Annotated in this window: 16 protein-coding genes and 2 riboswitches; of the genes, 6 read left to right on the forward strand and 10 right to left on the reverse strand. The window is 63.9% G+C overall.

From position 1 onward, the window contains the following. From QQF40_RS10070 to QQF40_RS10080, 3 genes are all read right to left on the reverse strand, one after another. On the reverse strand, positions 1 to 153 hold the full coding sequence (locus QQF40_RS10070; protein WP_285461222.1) for a hypothetical protein: 153 nt from the start codon (positions 151 to 153) through the stop codon (positions 1 to 3). Between the two features lie 66 nt (positions 154 to 219). Beyond that, complete coding sequence (gene pncB, locus QQF40_RS10075) at positions 220 to 1,392, reverse strand: nicotinate phosphoribosyltransferase (protein WP_285461223.1); 1,173 nt, start codon at positions 1,390 to 1,392, stop codon at positions 220 to 222. Positions 1,393 to 1,551: 159 nt separating this feature from the next. After that, positions 1,552 to 1,794, reverse strand: coding sequence for a DUF4190 domain-containing protein (locus QQF40_RS10080; protein WP_054555740.1), 243 nt, complete (start codon positions 1,792 to 1,794; stop codon positions 1,552 to 1,554). A 238-nt stretch (positions 1,795 to 2,032) separates the two neighbouring features. Here QQF40_RS10080 and QQF40_RS10085 point away from each other — a divergent pair, with 238 nt between their 5' ends. From QQF40_RS10085 to QQF40_RS10100, 4 genes are all read left to right on the forward strand, one after another. Continuing rightward, complete coding sequence (locus tag QQF40_RS10085; RefSeq protein WP_285461225.1) at positions 2,033 to 3,349, forward strand: GNAT family N-acetyltransferase; 1,317 nt, start codon at positions 2,033 to 2,035, stop codon at positions 3,347 to 3,349. A 122-nt stretch (positions 3,350 to 3,471) separates the two neighbouring features. Then, positions 3,472 to 4,767, forward strand: coding sequence for a nuclease-related domain-containing protein (locus QQF40_RS10090; protein WP_285461226.1), 1,296 nt, complete (start codon positions 3,472 to 3,474; stop codon positions 4,765 to 4,767). Positions 4,768 to 5,179: 412 nt separating this feature from the next. After that, complete coding sequence (locus tag QQF40_RS10095) at positions 5,180 to 5,548, forward strand: phasin family protein (RefSeq protein ID WP_175088510.1); 369 nt, start codon at positions 5,180 to 5,182, stop codon at positions 5,546 to 5,548. Between the two features lie 200 nt (positions 5,549 to 5,748). After that, the gene (locus QQF40_RS10100; protein WP_043331408.1) at positions 5,749 to 6,027 is read left to right on the forward strand and encodes a peptidylprolyl isomerase; all 279 of its coding nucleotides are present in this window, start codon (positions 5,749 to 5,751) and stop codon (positions 6,025 to 6,027) included. A gap of 132 nt (positions 6,028 to 6,159) precedes the next feature. On the opposite strand, the gene thiC is transcribed toward QQF40_RS10100, so the two are convergent. The 6 genes from thiC to QQF40_RS10130 all read right to left on the reverse strand — a co-directional run bounded on the left by thiC (position 6,160) and on the right by QQF40_RS10130 (position 14,109). After that, entirely contained in the window at positions 6,160 to 8,169 is a 2,010-nt protein-coding gene (gene thiC, locus QQF40_RS10105; protein WP_285461227.1) for a phosphomethylpyrimidine synthase ThiC, read from the reverse strand. Positions 8,170 to 8,295: 126 nt separating this feature from the next. Continuing rightward, positions 8,296 to 8,436, reverse strand: a riboswitch (TPP riboswitch). Positions 8,437 to 8,596: 160 nt separating this feature from the next. After that, positions 8,597 to 9,256: a thiaminase II gene (tenA, locus tag QQF40_RS10110; protein WP_043331406.1), complete on the reverse strand. Its 660-nt coding sequence runs from the start codon at positions 9,254 to 9,256 to the stop codon at positions 8,597 to 8,599. A gap of 146 nt (positions 9,257 to 9,402) precedes the next feature. After that, a riboswitch (TPP riboswitch) is annotated at positions 9,403 to 9,529 on the reverse strand. Positions 9,530 to 9,682: 153 nt separating this feature from the next. Next, the gene (locus QQF40_RS10115) at positions 9,683 to 10,408 is read right to left on the reverse strand and encodes a TIGR04282 family arsenosugar biosynthesis glycosyltransferase (protein WP_285461228.1); all 726 of its coding nucleotides are present in this window, start codon (positions 10,406 to 10,408) and stop codon (positions 9,683 to 9,685) included. Continuing rightward, positions 10,401 to 11,213, reverse strand: a complete 813-nt coding sequence (locus tag QQF40_RS10120) for a TIGR04283 family arsenosugar biosynthesis glycosyltransferase (RefSeq protein WP_285461229.1) — start codon at positions 11,211 to 11,213, stop codon at positions 10,401 to 10,403. Before QQF40_RS10120 ends, QQF40_RS10115 begins: the two co-directional genes overlap by 8 nt. A gap of 453 nt (positions 11,214 to 11,666) precedes the next feature. After that, positions 11,667 to 12,788 (reverse strand): PQQ-dependent sugar dehydrogenase, encoded by a 1,122-nt coding sequence (locus QQF40_RS10125; RefSeq protein WP_285461230.1) that lies wholly within the window; start codon positions 12,786 to 12,788, stop codon positions 11,667 to 11,669. A gap of 286 nt (positions 12,789 to 13,074) precedes the next feature. Then, positions 13,075 to 14,109 carry a lysophospholipid acyltransferase family protein gene (locus QQF40_RS10130; RefSeq protein ID WP_285461231.1) on the reverse strand — a complete coding sequence of 345 codons (1,035 nt, stop codon included), beginning with the start codon at positions 14,107 to 14,109 and terminating at the stop codon, positions 13,075 to 13,077. A 329-nt stretch (positions 14,110 to 14,438) separates the two neighbouring features. Between QQF40_RS10130 and QQF40_RS10135 the strand changes: the two genes are divergently transcribed. Both QQF40_RS10135 and QQF40_RS10140 read left to right on the forward strand, forming a co-directional pair. Beyond that, a complete protein-coding gene (locus tag QQF40_RS10135) occupies positions 14,439 to 15,173 on the forward strand; it encodes a class I SAM-dependent methyltransferase (RefSeq protein WP_175088515.1) in 735 nt (244 codons plus the stop codon). Between the two features lie 269 nt (positions 15,174 to 15,442). Further along, on the forward strand, positions 15,443 to 16,933 hold the full coding sequence (locus QQF40_RS10140) for an MFS transporter (RefSeq protein WP_285461232.1): 1,491 nt from the start codon (positions 15,443 to 15,445) through the stop codon (positions 16,931 to 16,933). Positions 16,934 to 16,989: 56 nt separating this feature from the next. On the opposite strand, the gene QQF40_RS10145 is transcribed toward QQF40_RS10140, so the two are convergent. Continuing rightward, positions 16,990 to 17,655 carry a 2OG-Fe(II) oxygenase gene (locus tag QQF40_RS10145; protein WP_285461233.1) on the reverse strand — a complete coding sequence of 222 codons (666 nt, stop codon included), beginning with the start codon at positions 17,653 to 17,655 and terminating at the stop codon, positions 16,990 to 16,992. Between the last annotated feature and the right edge of the window lie 31 nt (positions 17,656 to 17,686).

Consider the following 17,686-nt stretch of genomic DNA (forward strand, 5'->3'; position numbering starts at 1 on the left):
TCAAGGCCTGAGCTGCAAGACCTGAGCTGCAAGACCTGAGACGTCGAGACCTGAGCCGCCGTCACCGGTGCTGAAGGTGATCGACATGAAAAAGCCCGCCCGGGAAGTTTCCGGGCGGGCTTTTTCATGGGGCTTTTCCAGAGGCTGTTTCATCAGCCTGTTTCAAGATCTCTGGCAGGAGGCCATGGCAGGGCGTTCAGCGATCGCTGAGCGCGCGCCTCAATCCAGCTCCTTGAGCGACAGCACCTGGTGCGCCAGACGAATCATGTCGGGGTCGCCGGTGTGTTTGCTCGAGACATCCGACAGCTTTATCACCGGCACCCACTCCTGACCCTCGGGGCGGGCTTCGGTCATCTTGATCACCATGTTCATCGGCTGCGGGCCGACATCATTGGTGAAGTTGGTACCGATGCCGAATGACATGCCGATACGCCCGGCGCAGTAGCGCACGATGCGATCGACCTTGTCGGTGTCCAGACCATCGGAGAACACGATGGTCTTGGTCTTGGGGTCGATCCCCAGCGACTCATAGTGACGGATGGTGGTCTCGGCGAACTCGATGGGATCACCACTGTCGTGGCGCACGCCGTCAAACAGCTTGGCGAACTTCTTGTCGAAGCTCTTGAAGAAGGCCTGGCTGGTGAAGGTGTCAGACAGGGCGATCCCCAGGTCACCGCGATAGACCTTGACCCAGTTCTCCAGCGCCAGGATGTTGGCCATCTTGAAGCCGAAGCGCGCGGCATGAAACATGAACCACTCATGGGCGTGCGTGCCGATCGGCTTGATGCCGTGGCGCTGCGCCATGTGCACGTTGCTGGTGCCGATGAAGCAGCCACGGCCGTGGTCCTTGAGGCCCGCGACCACCTTGTCGTGCACATCGTAGGAGTGCCGACGACGAGTACCGAATTCCGCCACGCGGATGCCGAGTCGCTTGTAGTGCTCGATCTTGGCCAGGGTGCTGTCGCGCAGGGCCTGATCGCTGTCGCGTTGATCTCCGCCCAGCTGATACCAGAGCTCGCTGATCATCGCCATCAGCGGGACTTCCCACAGGATGGTGCGATACCAGTAGCCTTCGATATGCACCTCCAGCTCATCACCGGTCTGGGTGATGGTGATTTCGGAGGGATCGAAGCGGAAGCCCGCCAGGAAGTCGCGATAGGTCGGGTCCAGGAAGGGGCAGTGAAGCTCGAGGAAGGATTTCTCTTCCACGCTCAATGCCAGTTCGGCCATGCTGTCCACCGCCATGCGCAAGGCCTCGCCGAACCCCGGCGGGAACGAATGCTCGCCACGGTTGATGAAGGCGTAGCGAGCGCGCGCATACGGAAACAGCTTCACCACGGCGTTCTGCATGGTGAACTTGTAGAAATCATTATCGAGAATCGAGTACAACATCGAGGCTCGCTCAGTATCAAGGCGGCTCGGGGGAACCGGAATCGCTGGCAGGGCAGGCGCTGCGAGAGGCAGGCATGTCCCGCTGGCACGGGGAAGCAATGTCGGCGCATTATCCGTGCAGGCGCGCTGCACGTTCAAGCCGGAGTGCCCAGGCGCAGGTCAGGTGCTGAAGGCCATGATGCCGAACATGGTCAGCATCATGCCGCCGAACATCAGCAGGCCGGCCAGCGACAGGGCGATCAGCAAGTAGCCGAGAATCAGACCGGCCAGGGCCCAGCTGTCACCGGCTTCGCCACTGCGGCGGATCTGGCTGCGCGCGATGTGGCCACACACGACGCCACCAAGAGCCGCAGGTGCGAGCAGGCAGCCGAGCACGCTCAGGGCGAAGGCGGCTACTGCCATGAGATTCGTGCTGGCATGAGTGTCCTGCGCGGGCGGGGTTGGCGCATAGGGCCCTTGGGAGGACTCTTGAGCGCTCCCCCGGGTCTGTGTGCCGCTCGTGGACGTGTCGTCGGGCGGCGTGGGGGTCTCTGTCATGTGGGTCTCGTTGTCCTGCATCATGACGACACACTAGCATGTCCTGGGATATGCGGCATGTCTGCACCAGCGGTGGGCATGGCAAGACCATGAGGAGAGTACGGTGACAGGGCGATGGCAGGCAGAGGATGAGGCAGCTCAGGCGGTGACAGGGGCGGCGCCAGACCAGCAGCAGGCTGCGAGCACCGCAGATGCCGCAGAGAAACAGGGCTGGCGTCTGGAGGTGCTGGGTTCCCTCGATGCCGTCACCGCCAGTGAATGGAATGCGCTGGCAGGCGATGGATATCCCTTTCTGCAGCATGCCTATCTGAGCGCGCTGGAAAGCTGCGGTGCGGCCAGCGCCGCCAGTGGTTGGCACCCTGCCCATCTGGTGGTGCGAGATGCTGAAGGTCGCTTGCTGGCGGGGCTGCTGCGCTATCTCAAGCTGCACTCGCGTGGCGAATATGTGTTCGACCAGCAATGGGCGGAGGCCCTGGAGCAGGCCGGTGGGCGCTATTACCCCAAGCAGTTGACTGCCGTACCGTTCACTCCCAGCGACGGCCCACGCCTTGTCACCTCGCCGCAGTTGACGTCGCCCGCCGCCCGGCGTGCCTTGCTTGAGTGGTTGTGGCCGCATCTCAAGGCCGGCATCGCGCCCGCGGCTGAGCCGGGTAGCGCGCTGCGTCGCTATGAGCACAGCGGGTTTCATCTGCTGTTTGTCTCGGCAGAGGAGCGGCAAGACTGGCAGGCGGCGATTCCGGAGCTGATTTCGCGTCCCGGGATGCAATATCACTGGCAGTCACGCGGTGAGCCTGACTTTGCCACATGGCTTGAGAGTCTGCGTTCCAAACGGCGCAAGGAGATCCGTCGCGAGCGGCGCAAGGTCGCCGAGCAAGGCTTCACGCTGGCAAGGCTCGAGGGGGCGCAGATTGGCTCTGATGATATCGAGGCCTTCTACCGCTGCTACTGCATGACCTATCTCGAGCGCGGTCAGCGCCCTTATCTGCCGCTCGATTTCTTCCAGCAGCTCAGGCGCAGCATGCCCGAGCGGTTGCTGCTGGTGCAGGCGCGTGATGAGCAGGGCACGCCGGTAGCGGCAGCCTTGTGTCTGATCGGCAATGATTGCCTGTATGGTCGTTGGTGGGGCAGCGAAGTCCACGCCGACTGCCTGCACTTCGAGGTCTGCTATTACCAGGGGCTCGAATTCTGTCTGCAGCGAGGGCTCAAGCGCTTCGACCCCGGCACTCAGGGGGAGCACAAGATCAGCCGCGGTTTCGCGGCGTATGCCACCGGGTCGCTGTATTGGCTGATGCATCCCGGGCTTCAGGAGGCGGTGGCAGAGGCGGTCGAGGAGGAGGCGCGCTGGCTCAGCAAGGCGCGTCAGCAGGTGACGGCAATGTTGCCCTATCGGGAGCCCGCTCCCCGACCAGGGCAGGAGTGATGATCCTCAGTCTCCGTCACTGCTATCCGCTGGCGGATTTTTCCGCGAAGTCCGAGGCAAGAAAGATTGCGAATAGAGCACTACACTGAGTTATATATGAATGCTCTAATTCAGAGGCGCCCATGCTGATCAAGGACTGTGATTCACGGGAATATGACCTGCTGGTGCTCGAGGTGCTGGCGCAGGATGCTGCGCTTGCCGCGCCCGAGCGCCACAAGGTGCTGGAGGCGCTGCGCGCGATACGTGCCCGCCAGGCTCGTCGCCGTGCGCTGGCAAGCCAGCTGGATACCTTGTTGGGGACGCGGGATGATTGGGTCGTGCTGCATGATGTGAGGCTGGCCCAGGCAGAGGGCGTGATCGAGATCGATCACCTGCTGATCAACAGCCTCATGCAGGTCTGGGTGCTGGACGCCTCCTGTTTTGATCTGACGCTCTCGATCACCCCCTTCGGTGAGCTGTTGGCTCATGATGGGCGAGTCGCGCAGGAGGGCGAGGTTCCCGCGGACGAAGATGGCGTCATGGCGCACGCCGTGACGCCTTGTCCCTTGCAGACGATTCCTGAGCGCAGTCGCGCCATCGTGCAATGGCTGGAGGCCTCCTCGTTGTTGCCTGTGCGTCTTGGGATGACGCTGCAGCCGCAATTGCGCTATCGCATCGTGGTGGCTGATGCGGCTCAGGTCAGTCGCCCGCCGGAAGACATCTTCGACAGTCGTGCGCTGCTGTCCTTCGCGCGCCTCAAGCGTCAGTGCCTGCAGGTAAGCAGCAAGACCGCTTACGTGACTCGGCTGCGCAGTTTTACCCACCGCCTCGATCAACGCCGCCTGCGCCAGCTGGGGCGCGCCATCGCGACCCGGCATGTGGCCCCCAATACCGATTGGGTGGCGGAGCTGGGCCTGGCCACTGACACACGCTCGCCGGAGGGCGGTGGTGCCACTCCAGTGTCCACGCTGGCCTATCTATGGCAACCGCCTCTATCGCCTGAAGGGCAGTCGCGGATCTCAGGCGAAAGCGCTGCCATGGTGGCAGAGTCCGATGACATGGAGGGGGCGTCGGAGGACACGACGCTGGCGGTCCAGCGTGGCGTGACATCCACGGCTGCTCTGAAGCGACAGTGCGGTTTCGGGGGCCGAGGGCTGCAGGCTGCACATTGGCAGCCCGGGCACCAGGATCCGGGGCAGGGCAGCCAGGAAGGCTCCGCGAGCCAGCAAGGGGCAGGCGAGCAGCAGGGTACTGCGCCCGACCATCAGCAGGGCGTGTCTTCTGCCCGGTCGCAGGATGAGGAAGGCTTGCCGCGCTGCCAGGGCTGTCGGCGGTGGCTTTCCTCCCAGAGTGTCGACTTCTGTCGCCAGGCAGAACAGGCACGTGCGCTGGGCGGGCGCCTGCTCTGCAAACGCTGTCGCGATGCCTCAGCCCAGTAAGGCAGTAGCACGGTGTTGTATTTGACTCCGGTCCTGTGTCCCAGGCCTATGGCGCCAGTCTGGCGCTCAAGGGTGTGGTTCATGGCGTGACGGGAGCTCAGGGCGTCAATTTTATTTCTGATTTCTGATTGTTTTTTTCCAGTGTAATCAAGCGACTGCATCAACCAGGGCGTACAGGCCAGTCGTTGCAATGTTTTTGATGTTGCAGTGCAACAAAGACTGTCTTATGCTGCGTTGCAGCGAGGATGGAACCTGGTCGATAGCACTATCTGACCGTGACGGCTTGTTAGTGACGGCTTGACAATGATGGCTCGGTCACTACGGTGCACCAGCCCGGTTCAATCCTGATAATCGAACGGAGCAAGGCTCCGGTTCATTTCAGCGTGATGCCAATACCCTGGAGGGTGCCTACATGTTCAATGCCAACTTCGAGAAGTCCGCTCAGCAGTTCGACGATATGTTCCTGTCTCCGCTGCGTGCGTTCAGCGCCCTGAGCATCGATTACAGCGAGAAGCTGATCGGCGCACAGATGGAACTGACCAAGTCCTATGCTGATGCTTCCCTGACCCAGGCGCGTTCCATGCTCGAGATCAAGGACAGTGAAGGTCTGAAGAACTTCGTCAAGGAGCAGCAGGAAACTGTGAAGTCTCTGGGTGAGAAGCTGCAGAACGACACCCAGAAAGTGGTCGAGCTGAACCAGGAATACGCCAAGAAAGGTCAGGAACTGGCAGAAAGCAACGCCAAGTCCGCCTCCGAGGCCATGCAGAAAGTCGCCAAGTAAGCGACTGCTGCCGACGCTCTCAGGCGAGCGTCCCCAACGCCCATCCGGTCTTCCGGGTGGGCGTTCGCGTGTCTGGAGCATCGTTGAGCAGGTGGGGAGGCGCGCGACGCTAGCGGCGAGCGCTGCCTTGGGCCACAATGACCTGCCACGCCGCCGGTGATTGCCGACGGCATTTATTCGATCAGTGACAGGTGATAGACATGGCACAGGCCACAGCGCGTCATATTCTCGTTTCCAGCGAAGAACAGTGTGCAGCTCTCAAGACCGAAATCGAGAACGGCCGCGATTTCGCTGATGCCGCTCGCGAGCACTCCTCCTGCCCGTCCGGCCGCAGTGGCGGCGACCTGGGTGCCTTCGGCCCGGGCATGATGGTCAAGGAATTCGACGAAGTCGTGTTCAGCGCCCCGATCAACACCGTGCAGGGCCCGGTGAAGACCCAGTTCGGTTATCACCTGCTGGAAGTCACCAGCCGTACGTGAGCCTTCTGTCACGCTCATGAGATGTCATGAGCGTTTGGCAGGATGTGACGAAAACGCCCCGACCATCACTGGTCGGGGCGTTTTTTGTGTCGCTTGGCAAGTCAGCTTCCCTGTGCGCCGTCAGGCGCTTGACTAGACCTCCTGATAGAGCTGGCTGCCTTCACGCTTGAACTTGTCTGCCTGCTCCTGCATGCCGGCCATCACGCTGTCGGCATCGCCGGTCAGGCCATGCTCATTGGCGTAATCACGCACTTCCTGGGTGATCTTCATCGAGCAGAACTTCGGCCCGCACATGGAGCAGAAGTGGGCGACCTTGGCCGAGTCCTTGGGCAGCGTCTCGTCGTGGAAGCTGCGCGCGGTGTCCGGGTCCAGGCCCAGATTGAACTGGTCTTCCCAGCGGAATTCGAAGCGTGCCTTGGAGAGCGCATTGTCACGACGTTGCGCGCCTGGATGGCCCTTGGCCAGATCGGCGGCATGCGCGGCGATCTTGTAGGTGATGATGCCGGTCTTGACGTCGTCCTTGTTGGGCAGGCCCAGGTGCTCCTTGGGGGTCACGTAGCAGAGCATGGCGCAGCCGAACCAGCCGATCATCGCGGCACCGATGCCGGAGGTGATGTGGTCGTAACCCGGGGCGATGTCGGTGGTCAGCGGACCGAGGGTATAGAAGGGCGCCTCGTCACACTCGCTGAGCTGCTTGTCCATGTTCTCCTTGATCAGGTGCATCGGCACGTGACCCGGACCTTCGATCATGACCTGGACATCGTGCTGCCAGGCGATCTTCGTCAGCTCGCCGAGCGTCTCGAGCTCACCGAACTGGGCGGCGTCGTTGGCATCGGCCACCGAGCCCGGGCGCAGGCCATCGCCCAGCGACAGGCTGATGTCGTAGGCCTTGCAGATTTCGCAGATGTCCTCGAAGTGGCGATAGAGGAAGCTTTCCTCGTGATGCGCCAGACACCACTTGGCCATGATCGAGCCGCCGCGCGAGACGATGCCGGTCACGCGACTGGCAGTCAGCGGCACATAGCGCAGCAGGACGCCGGCGTGGATGGTGAAGTAGTCGACGCCTTGTTCGGCCTGCTCGATCAGCGTGTCGCGGAAGATCTCCCAATCGAGGTTCTCGGCCACGCCATCGACCTTCTCCAGCGCCTGATAGATCGGCACCGTGCCGATGGGCACGGGAGAGTTGCGCAGAATCCATTCACGGGTCTCGTGGATGTTGGCGCCGGTCGAGAGGTCCATCACGGTGTCGGAACCCCAGCGGATCGCCCAGGTCATCTTGTCGACCTCTTCCTCGATGGAGGAGGTGACCGCCGAGTTGCCCAGGTTGCCGTTGACCTTCACCAGGAAGTTGCGGCCGATGATCATCGGCTCGCTTTCCGGGTGATTGATGTTGGCGGGAATGATGGCGCGGCCGCGTGCGACTTCCTCACGCACGAATTCGGCGGTGATCTCGTCGGGCAGGTTGGCGCCGAAGCTGTGGCCCGGGTGCTGGTGGCCCAGAATGCTCTCGACGGCTTCGCTGCCCTGATATTCCTCACGCAGCGCGATACGACGCTGATTCTCGCGAATCGCGATGTATTCCATCTCCGGCGTGATGATGCCCTGGCGCGCATAGTGCAGCTGGGTGACATTCTTGCCCGGCAGGGCACGACGCGGGCGATGGTCCAGCTCGAAGCGCAGTGACGACAGGCGCAGGTCGGCCTGGCGCACGCGGCCATATTCACTGCTCAGCTGATTGAGCTGTTCGGTATCACCGCGTTCCTCGATCCACTTTTCGCGCAGCGGTGCCAGACCCCGGCGAATATCGATCTCGACCGCCGGGTCGGTGTAGGGGCCGGAGGTATCGTAGACGACGATCGGCGGGTTCTCTTCCAGACCGCTGGAGGTCTGGGTCGGAGAGCAGACGATCTCGCGCATCGGCACGCGGATGTCCGGACGGGAGCCTTCGATATAGATCTTGCGCGAGCCGCTCAGCGGCGCGATGGCGGCGGCGTCGACTTGTGCTTCGCTGGCGAGGTGGCGGCTGCCATCCTTGCGAACGGCGCGCGCGCGTGCCTTGGGGGCAGACTCAGGCTGCGAGGCGAGCGGTGACTCGGCGGCGTTGGTGGCTTGCGGGTCTTGTGTTGTCGGGACAGTGCTCATGCAGGTCTCCTCAAAGGGCGACGTCACGGCTGACGTCATCATGGGAAGACCGTGCGCAGGGAGAGGATGGTCGTCGCCGACTCCTTGCCAACAGGTGGCCCGGGAGCGAGGCGGCCGCGCGCAGCGGCTGGCCATCAGCTTGATTCCTACGCCGGTCCTAACCGGTTCAGGTTCCACGGGACCCCTTGCTGGCAAGCTCGCGCGTCAGGGCGGCGAAGCATGCATGCAGGATCTCAGCCGGTTCCACCGGCACCCCGTCAAGCGTGTGCAGATTTCAATGCGAGAGTGTGTTGCCCGAAGCGTCAGGCTTGCCCCGGGGAGCGTTCTCTCATCCAGGCTCTGTTGGCCTGTCAGTCGTGCCATCCATGGAGGATGGCGTCATCCCGAGCGGCTCATGGCGAGCACCGGGACGTCAGTCTGTGATGACTCAAGCGCGATCGAGACCCATCTGCCAGAAGTCGATCTCGAGTCGCGTGGCGTCACGGAAGACATCGACCAGTTCACCCAGTCGACGCTCCGAGACCTCCGAGAGTCGCGCATCCAGCCATTCACGCTCGGCTTCGACGGCTTCCTTGAAGTCATCGCTTGAGTACATCGCGATCCAGTCCGCGTACGGGTTGTTCTCGATCTCGGTGGTGTCTTGATCGAGCAGCCACTCGGCGATCTCGCCGTAGCCGATCAGGCAGGGCGCGAGCGCCACGTGCAGATCGAGCAGGTCGCCGCGCTGGCCGCAATCGAGCACGTAACGGGTATAGGCCAGGGTGGCGCGCGATTCCGGCAGCTCGCTCAGATCATCCTCGCTGATGCCCCACTCGCTGCAGTAGCCGATATGCAGATCGAGCTCGGTATTGAGGATGGTGTCGAGACTGGCCGTGGCCTGACGCAGCTCCGCGAGGGTGCGGCTCTTGTAGGCGGCCAGCGCCCAGGCACGCGCGAAGTGGATCAGGAACAGGTAGTCCTGCTGCAGGTAATGGCGGAAGGACTCCTCCGGCAGACGACCTTCGCCCAGCTGGCGAACGAAGTCGTGCTCGAGATAGTCACGCCATTCCTCGGCGCAGGCACTGGTCAGGTCGTTGAAACTAGGCATGACGCATCCCTCGGTGAGCGTGCTGACGACCCGTGATGGGGCGGCAGTTCTCTGGCGCAAGCGTGGCCAGTACCGGAACAGGAGCAGGGGAAAAGCGGGGGAGGTGCCGACAGTCACCGTGAGAAAGTGGTGACGTTATCGAGTGGCATCGCTTCACGCTTGATCCCTACGCCGGTACTAGCCGGATCAGGTTCGGCGGGATCGTCATTCACGCAAGGACATTGCCTGCGCATGACATCTCAGCCGGTCTTACCGGCACCCCGTCAAGCTGTGACATATGAGTCACGATGCAGCGAGTGTAACAGCCCTGTGGCGCAGAAGAAGGGCAGTGTGAGCAAAAATGCATACGACTTTGGGAGGCCTGCCGAAGGTGTGAAGAGCCTCAAGCGGGCTTGTGATGAGCCTCGAGCGGGTTCATGGACAGTCTCAAGCGGCAATGTCCGCCATGAGCGCCGGCAGGTGGCGCGACAGTCGCGCAAGGTCACGCGGCTCATCGACATCCCAGCTGATCGGCAGGCAAGAGTACGTTCTGCCTGCCCGTGCCAGCCGCGCCAGGGTGTCCCGGCAGACATGGGCGTGGCTCCAGCGGGGCAGCAGGAAGGCTTGCGGGCAGGGCGCCTTGAGGCCGATCAAGCCATAGCCCCCATCCTCGGTGGGCTGCAGGACCGCGTCGTGAGTGCGTAGTCTCTGGGCTGCCTCGCGCAGGCGCTGGCTGTCCAGCGCCGGCAGGTCGGAGCCCATCAGCAATACCGGCCCCTCGGGTAGATGTCGGGCCATGGCCCGGGACATCCGTTCACCGAGGTCCCCCTGTGGCTGTACCTCGAAGGTGAGGTCGGCTGAGGTGTCGACAACGCTTCGCAGCCGGGCTTCCAGCGCCACCTGCAGAGCCGCCTGTTCAGGTGTCTGTCTCGACGGCTCGGCAGCGGGCGTCAGCATCACCACGACCTTGCCAAGGCGCGCGGCGCAGGCCTGGTCAACGATATGGCACAGCATCCGCTCATAGAGTCGAGCTGCACCCTCGGGGCCGAGTGCGGGGATCAGGCGTGTCTTGCAGTGGCCGGCGATGGGCAGGCGACCGAAGATGATGAGGGTCGGGCGCACCTCTGACGCGGCATCAGTTGTAGGCAAGGTAGGCAACGCCGCATCACGCATGGGGCATTCCGCGCTGCTCACAGGCCTGCGCCGCGGCGCGATAGCCGTAAAGGCGTGCCAGGCGTGCAGGGGAGACGCCGCACCAGGCCGCCAGCCGCAGTCCCCACATCTTGACGATGGTGCGCCAGACGCCGTGGGTCTCCCAGCGCCGACCGCTGGTGGTAACGCGCGCCGTCAGGTTCATTGGCGGGGTCAGATGTTTGAGCTGGGCACTCAGCCAGATATCTTCCATCAGTGGCATGTCGGCAAAGCCACCGATGGCCTCGAAGGTCGAGCGCTGCACGAACTGGGTCTGGTCGCCCGTGCTGATGCTGGTCAGCCGCGAGCGCAGATTCATCATGGCGGCGATCATCGGTAACCACGGCGACTCGCCCTTGATGCTGACATCGAAGCGGCCCCAGTCGCTGCGGCGATGCGTCGTGACGGCCTCCTTGAGCAATGCCAGCGCATTGTCGGGCAAGTCGGTATCGGCATGCAGAAACAGCAGCCATTCTCCGCGTGCATGCGCGGCTCCGGCATTCATCTGGCGTGCCCGGCCCGGCTCACTGCCCAGCACGGCATCACACAGCGGATGGGCCAGTGAGGGGGTGCCATCCGTCGAACCGCCATCCACCACGATCACTTCACAGTCCCCTCCCGCGCGCAGGCGATTCAGGGCGATCAGGGTTTGCACGATGCCGGCTGCCTCGTCATGCACCGGCATCACGATGCTCAGCCAGGGAGCGCGCGTCAGGTGCGTGCAGGTGCTCGGCAAGGAGTCCCGGTTGGCGGGCGTCCGTGCTGCTGGGGGTGGCTGCTGGTTCATGGCGGCAGGCTCCGACGATGGCGTATCCGTTGGATCATACGCAGGAGTTCGTAGGCTGGATGCACGAGCGAGAGACGCTCTCTCAACGCGTCATCGTTCATTAAACGCTTGGCGTCGACCCAGTGTCGCTCCATGGCCTCACAATGCCTAGCTGGCCATTGGGTGCATGCGGGGATACAGGACTACATTTCTGTAATTCGAAGGCGGGGCATGAACGGCAGGTTTTCAGAATCTGCAGCAGGCAACCACTGCAGCCATAGGCCCTATTCATGGGCTCTCTGCCAAGCAGCTCCTGGAAAGAGCGCCTGGAGAGGGGCATGGAGGGGGGCTTGGACAAAGGGCTTGGAGAAGAGACTTGAAGAAGAGGGCCTGGAGAGAGGGCCTGGAGAGAAGGCCCGGAAAGAGGGCCAAGACCTCGCTTCTCAAGGGAGCGTTCTGTTGGAGGTCAGGCCATCAATCGAAGGTGAGGCGATAGAGGCCAGCCGCGCCGCTATCCGAGGTGAAGTACAGGCTGCCATCAGGGCCGAACAGGACATCGAGCGGGCGAATCCAGCGCTGGCCGCTGCTGCTGTCCTGCAGACCGGTCAGCACTGGCACCAGGCGTGCTTCAGTGTCTGGCGTCGCCAGCTTGAGGCCCAGCAGGCGAGGCTCACGACGGCTGGCCGGATCACCTGCGGCGCTGCCGGAGGGAGCCGTGCCCCAGCTGCCGTGGACGGCCACCACGACATCCATGTCTGCGGCCAATGGATGTTCTGGCGGTACCACCGCGATTCCCATCGGCGCACTGCGAGCGGGAACCTCGGCCAGTGGCGGCGCAATCTCGTCACGCTCGCGCGGTGAATCGCTCGTGATGCAGTCATCCGTCTGCCAGCGGCCATCGACCCACTGATACCAGGGCATGCCATGGAAGCTGCCTTCGCGGGCTGCGACCACCAACTCGCGAGGTTGCTCGTAGCCCCAGTGGTCGGGGCCGTTGTTGGTGGCCAGCAGACGTGGCTCATCTTCCCTACCTGGCTGCCAGGCGAGGCCTACCGGGTTGCGCAGCCCGCTGGCCCAGGGCTGCCAGTGCGGGGCATCGCCGGATTCCTCAAGGCGCAGCACGCCACCGCGGCGTTCACTGAAGGAGTAGCCCTGCTCGCTGCCTGCGAGATATTGATTCGAGCAATTGCCCTGGATGCCCAGCGCCAGATAGAGGCCGCCATCAGGCCCGAGACTCAGGGTGCGCGAGTTGTGGCCACCGCCGCCGGGCAGGGCGATCAGCTCACGAAAGTCATCGCGGGTGAGAGATTCGCCGTGTGAATAGTCGGCGACCAGCAAGGCTGCAGTGGTCGCGACATAGAGCTTGTCACCGCGCACCACCAGCGAGTGAGGGTAGCCCGACAGTTCGACCAGCGTCTTCACGGCAGAGAGGTTGCCGTCCGGCCTCAGCTGAGCGCGATAGACACGCTCGGCCCGCGAGCCGATCAGCAGCTCGCCAGCGTCAGTGAGATGCAGCATGCGTGGACTGTCGAGCGAGGCCAGCCGCTCGAGCGTGGCGCCTTCAGGCAGCTTGAGCGCTGGGGCATCGCTGGGCACTTGCTGAGCGCTCATCAGCGACAGTGAGGAGGAAGTTCCTGTCTCTGCCTGGGCTGGCAGAGACAAGGCGAGACAGGCCGCCGCGGCACCTGTGACCAATCTTGTCGGCAAGCCTGTCACCAGGCTTGCCGGCAGGCATGTCGACACCGCTCGGGACAGTGAGGGGCGACGGGACGATGCGCTTGTGAGGTGAGCGGCGTGAGTCTCGATCGGCATCCCTGCCTCCTGTCATTGAGCCATGCGCATTCAGTCTGGGAGCTGATGGCCTGTTGCGCCAGTGCTGCCCTCAGCCGTGCTTGCTGGCCTTGCGGCGATGCTTGAAGTAGCGGCGCCAGCCCTTGAGCGAGAAGAAGGAATAGGTGCGCGCATAGAAGCGGGATTCCTGCCAGCCCGGTTGTTGCTCCATTTCCTGCGGGCTCTTGCGCCAGCGCTTGTATTCCCACTGATACTGGGCCGGCGCCAAGGCGATCGCCGCTTCCACCGAGGCATTCACCCCGCGTGCCGAGGCGACTTCCTCTTCGCAATAGACACCTTCATCCGCGGCGAGGAAGTGGATGGCGAAGCCATGGCCATCTTCCAGACGCTGGGCGACACCGGTGACGACGCGTGCATCGGTTCTCGCCACCAGCTTGGGCAGCAGGGTGGCGGTATAGGCGGGGCGGCCATAGAAGTCGGCGAAGACGCCGCTGCCACGACCCGGCTCCTGATCCGGCAGTATGCCGATCGCTTCGGCGCGCTTGAGTGCCTTGAGCAAGGCGGCCACGCCGCGCGAGTTGGTGGGCACCAGGCTCGCGCCCATGCGTTCACGGCCGTTGCGGATGATCGGGTCGAGACGCTCGAACTTGGGCGGCTCATACATGGCGGTGAACGGGAAGTGGCTGGAGAGCCAGAAATTGAGCACTTCCCAGTTGCCGAAGTGCGGCGCCAGCACGATGACGCCGCGCCCCTCGGCACGCGCCTCGTCGAGCAGGTTGCGACCGTGGACCTCGAGAATCGAATCGCGCACGGCGTCTTCATCACCCAGCCACACCTTGCCCAGTTCCAGCATGGTGGCGGTGGAATGTGCGAGGCTGTCGCTCGCCAGACGCGCGCGCGCCTGCTTGTCGAGCTGCGGGAAGGCCTGGCCCAGATTCTGGCGCGTGACCCGGCGCTCGCGGGGATTGCACAGCTGCACCACACGCGCCAACGGGCGCGCCAGCCACCAGAGCTGGCGGGTGCTGAGCCCGGACAGTCGTTGCCACAGACAGGCCACGGAATTGGCCTTGAGAGGAGTCAGGCGCTGTTCCATGGCCTGTTCGAACCGCTTGAGAGTCTTGTCCATCGTCACACGTGAAGTTCCGGTGGTCTGGCGTGAAAGATCGCGCCTGTCTGACGCGAAGGCAGGCGCCGTGACATCGTCAGGTGTCGCGGTGCCGCACTCGAATGATGCTCATTGTGCCAGAGGGGGGCGGTGCCTGCAGGCTCCATCGTGGCAGGCGCAAGACACTGGCGCGGGGTATCATTCAGCACTCAGACAGTCGCCACCTGCGATACGTTCACCTGCTGCTGAATTGCCCGTGTCGCCGCGGTAGCGTGCGTGGCGCCGAGTTGTCACCGCCAGCCGTGTGGTGACATCCACCCACCGGCAGTGTCCCCAGCCACGGAGCCCTGATGTCAGCCCCTGATTCCCTCGTTCCCTATCCGCCTTCAGATACTGTCTGCCCGCTGTGTGAGGCGCCCCGGAGCCAGCATGTACTGCACCTGGTGCAGCGGCGCAGGCCATGCCCCGAGACCGGTCAGCGCCCTCCCGCCGATGAGCGCGATTACCTGCGCTGCCCGGAGTGTCATCTGCTGTATCTGGCGCCGTCCCAGCGCCTGGATGCCAGGGCAGAGCAGGATATCTACGACCAGCACGAGAATGACCCGGCAGACCCGCGTTATCGAAGCTTCCTGGCCAAGCTCTTCACGCCGATGTGCGAGCGGCTCGCGGCCGGTGCCAGCGGGCTCGATTTCGGCTGTGGACCGGGGCCTGCCCTGGCGCAGATGTTCGAGGAGGCGGGCCATCCGATGGCGTTGCACGATCTCTATTATCATCCGAACCCGGCAGCGCTCACCCGCCAGCATGACTTCATCGTCAGCACCGAGGTGATCGAGCATCTCTACGCGCCGGGGGAAGTCTTCCGCCAGTGGTTGCGCTGCCTCAAGCCCGGCGGCCTGCTGGGGGTGATGACGCAGCCCGCCTCGGATGACCCGGAAGCGCTCAGGCGCTGGCACTACCTGCGTGATCCGACGCATGTGTGCCTGTTCAGCCCGGCGACCTTTGCCTGGCTGGCGCGCACGCACGGACTCGAGCTTGAACAGGTCGCCAACGACAGTGTCATCTTCCGCGTGCCCCGATCCGCCTGACAAGGCGCGGGACAAGGCGCGGGACAAGGCGTGGAACAGGGCATGGATAGAGCGCAGGACAGCGCATGAATAGGGCGCAGGGCAGCGCGCAGCGACACGCAAGAAGACATGGTCGCCAAATGACGCAAAAATGCTTGGATTTGGCGCGGACTGTCACTATATTGCCCGCGCCTTGACGTATTCACGCAGGGAAAACTTCCCCTCCCGACGATATCCGCACCTTGCGGCATTGGCTGATCGCTGACTGGCGGCCGGCCGAGGATCTGGTCATGCCCCGTCATCTGCTGTTGATGTCCCTTGCGCCCCTGCTCGGCCTTGCCTTGCTGGGGATCGGTAACGCCATGCTGACCTCGTTGGTCCCGTTGCGGCTGTCTGCCGCCGGTGTCTCGAGCGAGGCGATCGGCCTGATCAGCTCGGCCTACTATCTGGGCCTCGGGCTCGGCGCGCTGGTCAACGACCGCCTGCTGCTGCGCATCGGCCATATCCGCGCCTATGCCGGCTTCGGCTCGCTGGTGGCGGTCGCGGCTCTGGCCATGGGGTTGGGCGATCACCCGGTGGTGTGGTTCCTGCTGCGCATGATGATCGGCTGGTCGCTGGTCGGGGTGTATCTGGTCATCGAGAGCTGGCTGCTGAGCGCTGCCGATCCCGCTGTGCGCGGGCGTCTGCTGGCGCTCTACATGATCGTGCTCTATGGCGCGGGGGTGCTCGGTCAGCTGCTGCTGGGCGTGACTGCCATGCTGAGCCTCGAGGCGGCCTTCATGCTGGTGGCGATGCTGGCGGCGGCCTCGGTATTGCCGCTGGTGCTGCTGCCGCGTGTCTCGCCGCTGATCGAACAGTCCGAGCCCCTGAGCCCGTGGCGCCTGATTCGCATCACGCCGACAGGCGTGTTCGGCTGCCTGGCCTCGGGGCTGGTGGTGGCGGTCATCTATAGCCTGCTGCCTCTGGCGTTGGGCGATGGCGGTATCCTGAGCACCGCGGAGATCGGTCAGCGCATGGCGCTGGTGATTCTCGGCGGCATGCTGCTGCAATACCCCATCGGCCGCTGGTCTGACAGCCACGATCGCCAGCAGGTGCTGATCATCCTGTCGATCGCCATCGTCGGCTTCGCCGCCTTGCTGATGGGGCCGGCGCGCGAGGGCATCGCCCAGCTGACGGTGCTGTTCCTGCTCGGCGGTGCCGCCTTCACGCTCTATCCGGTGGCGGTCAGCCATGCCGCCGACCGTGCGCCCGCCGGTGCCCTGGTACGGATGAGTCAGGGCCTGCTGTTGATCAATGCGGTGGGGTCGACCCTGTCACCGCCGGCGGTATCGCTGCCGATGGCCGAGATGGGCGCGATGCCCGGCATGGCGCTGAGTCTGGCGGTGATGGGGGGCGGCATGCTGCTCTTCTTTGTCTGGCGGCGTGTGATGCGTCCGGCGCCGCAGCCGTTGGCGCCCTTCGAGACCCATGCTCCGCAGACACCGCTGGGCACCGAGCTTGCGGTCGGGCCTGAACTGGTCGAGGCCGCCGAGGAGCACCTGCGTGACGCCGAAGCCGATGACCCGCTGGTCGAGGTCACGCGTGAGCTGGTCGCTGATATGCCGGAGCTGATCACGGAGGCCTCACTGGACAGTCTCGAGGAGATCGAGGTCAAGGAGGAGCAGGCGCTGCACGACGAGCAGGCCTTGAATGATGAGCAAACATTGCAGGTTGTGCAGGCCTCGCAGGACGCGCAGCGGCAGGGGCCGCCACGCGATGACGCGCCGCTGGCGCGCGGCTGAGGGCCACTGGCGCGGTGCTGTCCAGACCTGTCTGGCCGGGACTTCCCGCCCGGGAATCAGCGTGCGGGATCGACCAGGTTGCCCTGTGAGCTGTTGCGCCGGAACCAGCCGGTGACACTGGCGCGCGCCTGATGCGTCGGCAGCACCTCATGGGGGATCTGCTCGGAGAGGAAGCACACGAAGGTGCCGGCCTCGGGGGTGACGCGTGCCATTTCGCTGCTGTCATCCTCGGGGTCGTAGAGCACGATCTCGCCGCCGCCATCGCGCGGCCAGTCCTCATTGAGATAGAGCACGCTGGAGATCAGGCGGTTGCCGCGGCCGCGAAAGCTGTCGAGATGCTTCTTGTAGAAGCTGCCGACCGGATAGTGGGCGAAGTGGGCCTCATACTCGAACAGCCCCAGATAGAGGGCGCGGTTGAGCTCATCCTTGAGCACGTTCATCGCTTCCAGGTAGGCGCGCTGGGCGCGTGAGTTGCGGTCCAGCCAGCGAATCGCGTCGCCACGGATGTCCGGGCGCAGATCATGCTCGCGCCCGCGACCGATACCCGCCGCTGTCAATTGCTGCCGCGTCTCCAGCGCCGTCAGTTCATCATTGAGCTGAGCGATGACCTGCCGCGGCAGGAAGTCGGGGCGCACGCTGTAGCCATGCTCGACCAGTTCATCGATCAGCAGGTTGAGTGCGACAGGGTCCAGCAGTGGGGCGGGTGCAGGTGCAGCGGGCATCAGGCGCTCCGAACGGGAAGTGGCGTGGCAT

Source organism: Cobetia sp. LC6 (assembly GCF_030264805.1).
Lineage (GTDB): Bacteria > Pseudomonadota > Gammaproteobacteria > Pseudomonadales > Halomonadaceae > Cobetia.